This is a genomic window from Alcanivorax sp. HI0044 (genome assembly GCF_001634945.1).
Window position 1 is genome coordinate 1 of the sequence record NZ_LWEZ01000673.1, and the last position, 678, is coordinate 678.

A 678-nucleotide genomic window follows, 5' to 3' on the forward strand; every position below is an offset into this window, starting at 1 on the left:
TGCATCGGCGCACTCTGCTGCGGGCCGAGCTGTGTGGCGGAGATGGCATTGTGGCCATTTCCGCCTTACGAATGCTGGCGATTATACGCGCTGGCGTGCCGCTTGTTACGTTTTGCGTGCGGCTAACTTGATCAAAACGGCAGTGTCAGGCTCTCATCCACAGCTTGCAGGTGTTTGCGGAACTGGCCTTTGACCCGTTCCAGTGCCTCTTCGTCGCGGCCTTCGAAGCGTGCCACCAGTGAGGGTGTGGTGTTCGAGGCGCGCACCAGCCCCCAGCCATCGGGGAAGTCCACGCGGAGTCCGTCGATGGTGGTGGGGCGGCCACCGGCGAACTGCTCGGCGCGGGCCATAAGGGCGTCGATCAGCGCAAACTTGTTGTCATCGCTGGCATCAATATAGAGCGCCGGGGTGGTGATGCCGGTCTTAAACTGGTCGAACACCTGGCCGGCGGTGTCGTCCTGCAGGGAGAGAATTTCCAGTAGCCGGGCGCCGGCATAGGCGCCGTCGTCACAGCCGAACCAGCGGTCGGCGAAGAAGATATGCCCGCTGATTTCACCGGCCAGGGCGGCGCCGCTTTCCTTCATTTTGGCCTTGATCAGCGAGTGCCCGGTTTTGTACATCAAGGGGCGGCCGCCGTTCTTGCGGATAACGGCGGGCAGGGCGCGGCTGCATTTCACG

General features: G+C 62.7%; 1 pseudogene. It reads right to left on the reverse strand.

Features of this window, described 5'->3' with window-relative positions:
• Window positions 1-131: 131 nt before the first annotated feature.
• Window positions 132-678, reverse strand: a pseudogene (locus A3730_RS08200) (phosphomannomutase/phosphoglucomutase); the annotation flags it as partial.